Origin of the sequence: Thiothrix sp. UBA5583, assembly GCA_002425225.1 — a bacterium.
Lineage (GTDB): Bacteria > Pseudomonadota > Gammaproteobacteria > Thiotrichales > Thiotrichaceae > Thiothrix > Thiothrix moscowensis.
Genome location: DILV01000009.1, coordinates 178,824 through 187,140 on the forward strand (window position 1 = coordinate 178,824; position 8,317 = coordinate 187,140).

At 56.3% G+C, this 8,317-nt stretch carries 7 protein-coding genes; 1 reads left to right on the top strand and 6 read right to left on the bottom strand.

Annotated elements, in window-relative coordinates; all coding sequences use genetic code 11:
* Positions 1 to 30: 30 nt before the first annotated feature.
* A complete protein-coding gene (locus B2U47_RS03250) occupies positions 31 to 1,293 on the bottom strand; it encodes an O-antigen ligase family protein (RefSeq protein WP_296678547.1) in 1,263 nt (420 codons plus the stop codon).
* Between the two features lie 2 nt (positions 1,294 to 1,295).
* Entirely contained in the window at positions 1,296 to 2,651 is a 1,356-nt protein-coding gene (locus B2U47_RS03255; RefSeq protein WP_296678550.1) for a hypothetical protein, read from the bottom strand.
* Between the two features lie 167 nt (positions 2,652 to 2,818).
* On the opposite strand from B2U47_RS03255, the gene B2U47_RS03260 reads away from it, so the two are divergent.
* Positions 2,819 to 4,726 carry a fibronectin type III domain-containing protein gene (locus tag B2U47_RS03260; protein WP_296678552.1) on the top strand — a complete coding sequence of 636 codons (1,908 nt, stop codon included), beginning with the start codon at positions 2,819 to 2,821 and terminating at the stop codon, positions 4,724 to 4,726.
* Here B2U47_RS03260 and B2U47_RS03265 read toward each other — a convergent pair whose 3' ends face one another.
* From B2U47_RS03265 to B2U47_RS03280, 4 genes are all read right to left on the bottom strand, one after another.
* Positions 4,727 to 4,915, bottom strand: coding sequence for a hypothetical protein (locus B2U47_RS03265; RefSeq protein WP_296678554.1), 189 nt, complete (start codon positions 4,913 to 4,915; stop codon positions 4,727 to 4,729).
* Positions 4,905 to 5,843 carry a hypothetical protein gene (locus B2U47_RS03270; RefSeq protein WP_296678557.1) on the bottom strand — a complete coding sequence of 313 codons (939 nt, stop codon included), beginning with the start codon at positions 5,841 to 5,843 and terminating at the stop codon, positions 4,905 to 4,907. The genes B2U47_RS03265 and B2U47_RS03270 overlap by 11 nt, the downstream gene beginning before the upstream one ends.
* Before the next feature lie 157 nt (positions 5,844 to 6,000).
* Positions 6,001 to 7,203 carry an RtcB family protein gene (locus tag B2U47_RS03275; protein WP_296678564.1) on the bottom strand — a complete coding sequence of 401 codons (1,203 nt, stop codon included), beginning with the start codon at positions 7,201 to 7,203 and terminating at the stop codon, positions 6,001 to 6,003.
* A 229-nt stretch (positions 7,204 to 7,432) separates the two neighbouring features.
* Entirely contained in the window at positions 7,433 to 8,191 is a 759-nt protein-coding gene (locus B2U47_RS03280; RefSeq protein WP_296683815.1) for a hypothetical protein, read from the bottom strand.
* Positions 8,192 to 8,317 lie beyond the last annotated feature (126 nt).

Here is an 8,317-nt window from a genome sequence, read left to right on the forward strand (position 1 = left end):
GAGCTGCCGTTCCGTTACCTCTTTTCGGTTTCATGCCGTTTGCGCAGCCCCCTGAACGACGGGGGTTGTTGCGTTTTGCTGGTTGACTTCGTACACCATGACAGCCAGTACAATATCCATAAACAGGTCGTTACTGAGGATTCCGGCATTGTGGAACAGGGAGTTCATGAACGAACCCAGCATGAAGGTTGCCCGATACCAGTTGCCATTCACCAGTCGGAACACGTAGTAGCCCAGCAGAATCAAGCCGATAAAGCCGTAGGTATGCACCAGATTCAGGATGGAGTTGTGTACCGGTACAATGTATTGTGCCTTTTCATACGGCTCGTAAGCGAACAGGTTGCGGTCGTTGACAAAATATTCTGTAGCATATTCCACCGTATCGAAATTGAAGCCGTAACCAAACGGTTGTTGCAGAAACAGCTCTGTACCGTATTTGTACAGGGTGGAACGACCAACGGCAGAGGCATCATCCAGACTGACCAGACGCGAATCCACATCTGCCCCATTATCACCAGAAAACAGCATGACAATCATGCCAGCCAGCAGCAACAGGATACCGGCGGGGATGACTTTGGTCGGGTATTGCCGCAGGTAAATGATGGCGGGCATGACCAGCGCAGCGCCCATCGCGGAACGGGTTTCCGATGCGAAAATGCCAGCAGCCAGTATCAGCAGGATGCCTGCGCCTAGCAACTGGGTGGGCTGGTCTTGCGGGCGGCGCAATACGGCATACAGGGTGAGAATCATGGCGCTCAGCAGCATGTAGGTTTGCGGGATGGCATACAGTGCCAGCCCCGGCGCACGCAGCAGCACTTCCGCAATCTGGATACGGCTTTCGTCACTCAGTTCCTTGTTCTGGATAGCTTGCAGGTTGGTGTGCCATTGCCAGGCAGCCGCCACATCAAGGGCTTGCAGGATGCCGATGATGGCGGAAGGCAAGGCAATACCGACGATTACCAGTATGAGGGTACGGATGCCGTATTGTTCCAGAATGAAATAGGCTGCCAGCACCAGCAGGTAGGATTGCAGCAGTTTCAGTTCACCGTTGAAAATGTTCACCAGCGTAACATCATGCAGGATCGAAACCACCAGCCCGACAATCGCCAGTAGCGCGTACACCAGATTGACCGGATGCAGGCGTGCCAGAATGGTATGGTCTTGCAGGAAAATCAGCCCACCCAGCAGCAAAATCAGGAACGAACGCATTGGCAAACCTGCCAGATAGACGTTGTTCAGATAGGCCAGAAAAATGAAATGCAGGGCAAACAGCCCCAGAATAAGGATGCGCATGATTAGTTCCTTGGTGTTGTTTCAATCATGTTGAGGTAGGCGCGAGAAGGTTCCGGCTCGGGGTCATAACCGCCCTGTGGTGTGGCATATACGTGGTAATCCGACACGAAAAAGGCATAGCGCCCGGACGCGGAACTGGCAGCGCGTGCCTCCCGTTTGTACATGGTGACTTCGCCCTCATGGGTCACGCCCCAGCGTTGCGCTGCCTGTTTGCTGCTAGCCTGTTTGGGGCCGCGCCCATGCCGGGAATTGCCGATGTAGCGCGGCTTTTCCTGTCCGCTGATGTCAACCTGCAAGAGGCTGCCATCCCGTGAGCGTGACAGCAGTACCCAACCCGGCATGGCAGGGATGCGGGCAACATGCCCGGAGGCATTGTCTTCGGCCCGTGGTTCCCGATCCGGGGTAGCGTTGCGGGGGAAAATGTGGCGTGACTCGGCATCTGCCAGCCGGATGGCGGACAAGCCACGCCAGTTGCCATAAACCAGCCAGCTTGCGCCTGTCGGATCGAGTACAAAATCGCTGTGTTTCACATCATCCAGCAACAGGCGTGGGTTGGCAGTGGCGTCTTGCTCAAAGGGCAAGACAAGGGTTTGTTCCGCTGGTTGGTATTGCGCCAGCACAATGTACTTGCCACTGGGGTCTGTACTTGCCCAGTCGAAATCCTCTTCCTGCTCGGCGACCTTGCGGCGTGGCAGGGCACGTTTGCCTATTGTTTCATAGGGCTGGAGGTAAATGCCGCTGTTGTCGCGTGCTGCACCTGTCAGTACCAGCCGTTGCCCGTCATCGGCAAAATTGCCTTCGCCAAAGCCAAAGGTCACATAGCTGAAATCAGGAAAGGTATCCCAGACTTCCGTGTGGGTCTGGTAGGTGTTGAAGTCGATGCTGGCACGGATCAGGCTGTTGCCCTGAGCAAACCAATAAACATTGTCGGCTTGTTTGTCCCATAACAACTGGCGCTGCTGGATGTGGGCTTCCGGCGTGGCGCTGGGAACCCATGCCACCAGCCGTTTGTCTGCCAGTCGCCACAAGGCCGCATAAGGCTTGCCTTGCCCACCGGCACTTAGCGCATGGGTTTCGCTGCGGTTGGAAGGTGGGGTGCGGCTGTAAAAATGCTGGGCATGTAACAAGGTGATGGATTCATTGCCATCCGGGTGGGGCAGTTGCTGTCCCATTTCCCCGGCATCGCCTCCCAAACGCCACACCTTGAAACCTGTATCCGGGTCGAGCCGGGACGCAGCGAAAGCAGGGGCAGTCATCGGTGTGACAGTGTGTTCGGCGCTACAGGCAGGTTCCATGCCACCAGTCAGTATTAACAGGCCGATCATGAGGAAAGTAACAACGTTTGCTTGGGTAGTCATTAGTATCAGAGTATGGAGTAATTTACTTTGTGCAAGTATCGGTGGCTTTGCTGGTTATCGCTACGCTTTTACGACAAGACGGCAGCTATCCTCGATTGTTGCGTTATGCGGATTTACTCCTGGCTTTAGGTGACGCTTTTATAACGACAATGGAAGGAATCTTGTTCATGAAAAAATTTGTTTACCGATGGCTGTGCATTCTGGGGCTACTATTTCTATGGTCCGGCAATGTGCAGGCGGCTACCAATCAACCGGGTGTGGTGCTGAGTTTCGATGATGCTTTTGTCGACCAGTGGCACACGTTTTTTGCAGGGCGTACTGATGTCCGCGCCACATTCTTCGTCAGTCACTGGCATACCTTGTCGGCGGCACAAATCCAGAAACTGCGGGATTTGCAAACAGCCGGGCATGAAATCGGTTGCCATAGTTATGATCATGCCGGAGTCGGGGATACGCGCTACAACTTTGACCCGAACAAGGCCAATCTGTATGTGACGGAACAGGTGATTCCTGCCATTGCCAACATGAATGTATCCGGCTTTTCGCCGGTGAGTTTTTCCTACCCATCCGGTGAACGCGATGCCAATTATGATGCCGCCATCAGACCTTACCTGCCTTACTTGCGCAGCACGTTTGCGGATAGCAGCAAGCAACTGGCGCAAATGGATGACATCTACCACAACAGTGACAAGAACTATGGTTTCCTGTCAGGTGATGGCATGGATACCCTGTATAACAACGAATTGCCTGAAATTGAAGCAGCATTGACTCGGGCAAAGAATAACAATGAAATCATTACCCTGTATGCCCACCGCATCTTGCCGGATGGAGGGGAAGGCCATAATTACGGCATGTACGCCGCCAAGCTGAATGCGGTTATTGCTAAAGCGCAGCAACTGGGGCTGAAATTTTACACCTTTGCTGAAGCCTATCAGGTTGGCAACCAAGGCGGCGGTGGAGGTGGCGGCAATAACGCACAAATTACGCCATCGGTAGAAGGCAACCGGGTGCATCTCAACTGGAGCAACATGCCCGCCCACAACTTTGTGGGGGTAGGGTTCGCAGGGCAAACCGACTGGTTATACGGCGGGGATACCAATGGGGCAGCGTCGGGCAAGATCGGGGTGACGGTTGCAGCACCGGTTGCCGACCAACAATACGTGGCACATTTTTATCTTAGCGGTAGTGTGGTGGCAACTTCTCCACCTTTTGTGTTTACGGGTGTTGCCACGGTGGCAACACCCACCAATCTGCTGGCTACCAGCTCCGCCAGTGGTACGGTCAATCTGGGCTGGGTTGATGCCAGCAATAATGAAACCGGCTTCCGGGTTGAGCGTTGTCTGGGTGAGACTTGCGATAATTTTTCCCAGATTGGTACAGCCACAACCAATGCAACGTCCTTTGCGGATAGCGGTCTCAGTGCCGGTACTTACCGCTACCGGGTGCAGGCTTACAATACCAGTGCAGCTTCAGGGTACTCCGGGATTGCCAGCGTGGTAGTTTCCGGCAGTGGCGGCGGTGGTGGCGGTTCAGGCCAAATTATTACAGCGGTGGAAGGTAACAGGGTACACCTGACCTGGAGCAACATGCCTGCACATAACTTTGTAGGGGTAGCACTGGTAGGACAAACCAACTGGTTATACGGGGGTGATACCAACGGGGCGGTATCTGGCAAGATCGGGGTGACAGTTTCAGCGCCAGTGGCAAACCAGCAATACGTAGCGCATTTTTATTTGAATGGTAATGTGGTGTCCACGTCTGCACCGTTTACCTTTACCGTAACAACATCACTGGCAGCACCCAGCAACCTTGTGGCAACAGCTTTGTCCCGCACCCAGGTACGCTTGAACTGGGCAGACAACAGCAACAATGAGTCAGGTTTCAGGATTGAACGTTGCCAGGGCGCAACGTGTGAGAATTTTCAGGTGGTCAAGACGGCGGGGGCAAATGTTGTCAGTTTTACCAATGGTAGTTTGACGAGGAATACCACCTATCGCTACCGGATACGTGCTTATGGGTCGGGTGGTGTTGTTTCAGCGTATACCAGCATCGTGACAGTGAAAACATTGGCCTGATCAGGCTGCGGCTCGCTGCTCAAGGCAGGAGCCGGAGGCTCCTGTCTTGTTGACCAGCTTGCGTAACTGGCGCTTGTCTTCCTGCCGTTTGGCCGAGTTGCTTTTCTCGTGCACCCCACCCCGGTGAATGAACAGGTGATGGGCGACCGGATTGCGTTTGCGGCCAGGCCGCTGCTTTTTATTTGCCATGAGGTGTCTCCTGTGTTGGCAGTTTGAACCATTGTGCCTTACCGTGCTGTTGCAGGTAATGCACGTAGCGGACTTGCTTGAGGAAGTCCGGTGCTTCGCTGGTTTTGGCGAAGCAAAAGCGTTTCGGCAGCTCGGTGTACAGGTAGCGTGGCGGCTTGCCATAGTGGTAGTAACGCTCAATCCCCTTCAGCCGGTTGCCGGTATCGAAACTGTGATAGAACACCTCGCGGATACCCAGATCGCGGCGGATCAGGCACAAGGCTGCCGTCAGGATAGCCTCATCCCATACTTGCGCGTAGGGGCGAAACAGCTCGCGGTACTTGCGCATGTTGTCCGCACCGTACTGCCAATCCTGTTCGCGATCCGCCACGTTTTTCACCCAGTCGGACTGAAGCTCTTCGATCAACGCCTGATTGGAGGTGAAATCGAGGTCGATCCGCGCCCACGCCAGCGTTTCCAGCTCACCGTCCAGCCGCACCGGATGACCGTGGTAGGAAAACGGCGCGTTGTGTTCCGTCCTGATCAATTCCTTGAAATGTTTCTGGTGGTCGCTGGCAAAGTTCAGTTGCAGCACCAACTCGTAGCCAGTACGCACCGTCTGTTTCCAGTGACGTTCCGCTTTGTCATCCGTGCCCCATTCATCCAGTGTGAGGATGAAATTGAGCGGGGTGTGCTCGCGGTATTTCGCCAACACGCTTTCCAGATGCCAGTGTTCCAGTTGACCGTTGCCTGCCAGCGCCAGTGCCTGCATCACCATCGGCTTGTTCAGCAGTTTGGCGAAAGGGGAGCGACGTAACGCACCGATCCCCATGCCATCGCCGATGTAGTCCTTGAGCAACTGGATGGCGTAGCTGTCGGGGGCGTAACGGAACACCTTGCGCTTGCCCTCCAGACAGGCACGGATCAGTTCAACTTGTGTTTTTTCCATGGTTGGCTCCTTGGGTTTCCCTGCTTCCCTCCGTACTTTACCCCCCTTCCTAACCTTCCCCCGCAAGGGGGGAAGGGACAAGAAGTGCTTCCCTCCGATCTCCTTACTCCCTGCCCCCCTTGTGGGGGAAGGGCCGGGGATGGGGGGTAGAAAGGGTTTACCCTTTCACACAAACAACCTGCCTCAACGTATGTACGACCTCCACAAGGTCGGTCTGGTTCTGCATCACCACGTCGATGTCCTTGTACGCGCCGGGAATTTCATCCACCACACCCTTGTCCTTGCGGCATTCGATGCCTGCGGTCTGGGCTTCCAGGTCGCGGGTGTTGAAGCGCCGTTTGGCCTCGCTGCGGCTCATGCGGCGGCCTGCGCCGTGCGAGCAGGAGCAGAACGATTGCGCATTCCCCAGCCCGCGCACGATGTAGGATTTCGCGCCCATGCTGCCGGGAATGATGCCGAGCTGACCTTGCTGCGCACTGATCGCGCCCTTGCGGGTGACGTACACCTCCGCGCCGAAATGCGTTTCCTGCTGCACGTAGTTGTGGTGGCAGTTGATCGCTTCGCGCGTGGTGGTGAAGGTCGGCAGGTGCTTGCAGGTTTGCAGCGCAGCCAGCACCAGCCGCATCATTTCGCGGCGGTTGGTCATGGCGTAATCCTGCGCCCAGCCGACCGCTTGCACGTAGTCATCGAAATGCTGCGTGCCTTCGGTGAACCAGGCCAGATCCTTGTCCGGTAGCTGGCCGAGTTCGCGCCCGACATCCTTTTTGGCCTTTTCGATGAAATAGCGCCCGATGGCATTGCCGATGCCGCGACTGCCGGAGTGCAGCATTACCCACACGTCGTCGCTTTCGTCGATGCACAGCTCGATGAAGTGGTTGCCGCTGCCCAGCGTACCGAGCTGCTTGCCCCAGGTACGGTGGAAGTTTTTCACCATCTTGATCAGGCCGGGGTGCTTGTCGGTGATCGCGTCCAGATGCTTTTCCATGTTTTTCAGGGTCGCGCCCTGCGTGGATGGCTTCTGGTGTTCGTCGAAACCCACCGGCACGCGCTGCTCGATCGCGCTGCGGATGGCGTACAGGTTGTCCGGCAAATCGCGGGCTGTGAGCGACAGGCGCACGGCGTTCATGCCGCAGCCAATATCCACCCCGACCGCAGCCGGGATGATGGCTCCACGGGTGGGGATCACCGACCCCACGGTTGCGCCTATGCCTGCGTGCACGTCGGGCATCGCGGCAATGTGGCTGTGAATAAAGGGCAGTTGCGACAGGTTCCCCAGTTGCGTGAGGGAGGCGCTGTCGACGTCGGCGGTAAAAATTTTCACCGGAACCTTGCCCTTGTTGAGCATAAAACTGATAGGCATAAAAAAAACCCGAAGGTTTGAGCCATCCGGGGTTTTCAGGCGGCGCATGGGCGCTGCTGATTGGTTTTTGCACCGGATGACTGGGTTTGCAGTCTCCCGGCGTTGTGCGGGAGACACTAGTTGGTTTGTTTTCTCCAATTTATGTTTGGCATGTTGTGTGTCTCCGTGGAATGAGGTTGATAATGGGGTAAAAGTGTAGTGAAAATACAACAGATGTCAATAGTGGATTTTAGCGTATGCCATTACTACCGCCATTATCCGTTGTAACAGGCGCAGGAACATTCGCTTCCAACCCCATCACTGCATCAAACAACGGATTCTGCGGGTCATCCTGCCGGTGGCGCTGCTTGAGCGATTTGTTGCCGCCGAAGTAGTACGTCAGCCCGCCCATGACATGATCGTAGCCATTGTCGCCGCTGGCGGCATCCGCAAACAGCGCCAGCCCCTTGAGCGGGGTCTGGTATTCCACGCCGAGGTGCTGTTTGTTGAAGCTGTCGGCCTTGCTTGCGCCGACATTCAGGGCGAGGTTGTCGTTGGCGTACCAGGTGAGGTCGAGGCTGCCGTATTCCGCCTTCGGCACGTCGCCGCGCTGCTGGCCGATCTCGCCCGCCACGGTGAGGTTGGGCAGGTAGACTTCGCCTTCCACCCCGACCCGGTTCATCTGGTTGCCGCCGGTTTTGACCTGTGAGCCGGTTAAGCCCGCCATCCCCCGGTCGGAGTCGCGCCAGAAGGCGTGCAGGCCATAGCCGCTGGCGTTGGTGGAATTGATGTCGGCGCTGAGCGCGTCGAGCTGTACGCCGTAGCGGCTGCCGAGTGGGGCGGTGAGGCTGCCCATGATGGCGGATGCGTCGTTGCTGTTGACCTTGCCGCCCATGGCTTCCAGCTTGCCGTTGAGGGAGGATACGGCGTCGCCTGCGAAGGCGGGGGTGCAGGCGGTGGCGATGCATAATGCGAGCAGGGGTTTGGAAGTCATGGAGTGCCTCGTCAAAGTGGGAAATAAAATGGGCTGATTGGATATTAGGGGAGGGATGTGTGGTGGTCAAGGGTTGGGCGGCTGTCGCCGCTTTCCCCCCTTCCCCAACCCTTCCCCCGCAAGGGGGGCAGGGAGGAAGAG

What these genes read in the sequence shown, in the direction of transcription:
- B2U47_RS03265 (WP_296678554.1), bottom strand. Translation starts at nt 4,915, where the DNA reads ATGGCAAATAAAAAGCAGCGGCCTGGCCGCAAACGCAATCCGGTCGCC.
- B2U47_RS03270 (WP_296678557.1), bottom strand. Translation starts at nt 5,843, where the DNA reads ATGGAAAAAACACAAGTTGAACTGATCCGTGCCTGTCTGGAGGGCAAG.
- B2U47_RS03255 (WP_296678550.1), bottom strand. Translation starts at nt 2,651, where the DNA reads ATGACTACCCAAGCAAACGTTGTTACTTTCCTCATGATCGGCCTGTTA.
- B2U47_RS03275 (WP_296678564.1), bottom strand. Translation starts at nt 7,203, where the DNA reads ATGCCTATCAGTTTTATGCTCAACAAGGGCAAGGTTCCGGTGAAAATT.
- B2U47_RS03250 (WP_296678547.1), bottom strand. Translation starts at nt 1,293, where the DNA reads ATGCGCATCCTTATTCTGGGGCTGTTTGCCCTGCATTTCATTTTTCTG.
- B2U47_RS03260 (WP_296678552.1), top strand. Translation starts at nt 2,819, where the DNA reads ATGAAAAAATTTGTTTACCGATGGCTGTGCATTCTGGGGCTACTATTT.